Annotated in this window: 2 other annotated features. The window is 48.6% G+C overall.

From position 1 onward, the window contains the following. Nucleotides 1-592 (reverse strand) — a sequence feature (23S ribosomal RNA rRNA prediction is too short). Between the two features lie 57 nt (nt 593-649). Next, nucleotides 650-1,205: a sequence feature (23S ribosomal RNA rRNA prediction is too short), on the reverse strand. Nucleotides 1,206-1,485 lie beyond the last annotated feature (280 nt).

A 1,485-nucleotide genomic window follows, 5' to 3' on the forward strand; every position in this document is an offset into this window, starting at 1 on the left:
ACGGTGTCAATCCACAGCTTCGGTGATACGTTTAGCCCCGGTACATTTTCGGCGCGGAGTCACTCGACCAGTGAGCTATTACGCACTCTTTAAATGGTGGCTGCTTCTAAGCCAACATCCTGGTTGTCTAAGCAACTCCACATCCTTTTCCACTTAACGTATACTTTGGGACCTTAGCTGGTGGTCTGGGCTGTTTCCCTTTCGACTACGGATCTTATCACTCGCAGTCTGACTCCCAAGAATAAGTATTTGGCATTCGGAGTTTGACTGAATTCGGTAACCCGTTGGGGGCCCCTAGTCCAATCAGTGCTCTACCTCCAATACTCTCATCTTGAGGCTAGCCCTAAAGCTATTTCGGAGAGAACCAGCTATCTCCAGGTTCGATTGGAATTTCTCCGCTACCCACACCTCATCCCCGCACTTTTCAACGTGCGTGGGTTCGGGCCTCCATTCAGTGTTACCTGAACTTCACCCTGGACATGGGTAGATCACCTGGTTTCGGGTCTACGACCTCATACTCATTCGCCCTATTCAGACTCGCTTTCGCTGCGGCTCCGTCTCATCAACTTAACCTCGCATGAAATCGTAACTCGCCGGTTCATTCTACAAAAGGCACGCCATTACCCATTAACGGGCTTTGACTACTTGTAGGCACACGGTTTCAGGATCTATTTCACTCCCCTTCCGGGGTGCTTTTCACCTTTCCCTCACGGTACTGGTTCACTATCGGTCACTAGGGAGTATTTAGCCTTGGGAGATGGTCCTCCCTGCTTCCGACGGGATTTCTCGTGTCCCGCCGTACTCAGGATCCACTCAGGAGGGAACGAAGTTTCAACTACAGGGTTTTTACCTTCTTCGACGGATCTTTCCAGATCACTTCATTTACCCCGTTCCTTTGTAACTCCATGTTGAGTGTCCTACAACCCCAAGAGGCAAGCCTCTTGGTTTGGGCTAATTCCGTTTCGCTCGCCGCTACTCAGGAAATCGCGTTTGCTTTCTCTTCCTCCGGGTACTTAGATGTTTCAGTTCCCCGGGTCTGCCTTCAGTACCCTATGTATTCAGGTAAAGATACTGTTCCATTACGAACAGTGGGTTTCCCCATTCGGAAATCTCCGGATCAAAGCTTACTTACAGCTCCCCGAAGCATATCGGTGTTAGTCCCGTCCTTCATCGGCTCCTAGTGCCAAGGCATCCACCGTGCGCCCTTTCTAACTTAACCGTTAAAAAAGTCTTACAGATGCTTTGAAAAAAATTAATTGCCTTCTATCTATTATCTAGTTTTCAAGGAACAAAGCAGAAAGAATCCATCACATCGTGATGCTTGTCTTTCCTATTTGAATGAATTACTCATTCAAAACTGAACAAAACAAAAGCGCTCTCGTAATTATCCTTAGAAAGGAGGTGATCCAGCCGCACCTTCCGATACGGCTACCTTGTTACGACTTCACCCCAATCATCTGTCCCACCTTAGGCGGCTGGCTCCAT

This window comes from Peribacillus sp. B65 (genome assembly GCF_058513295.1).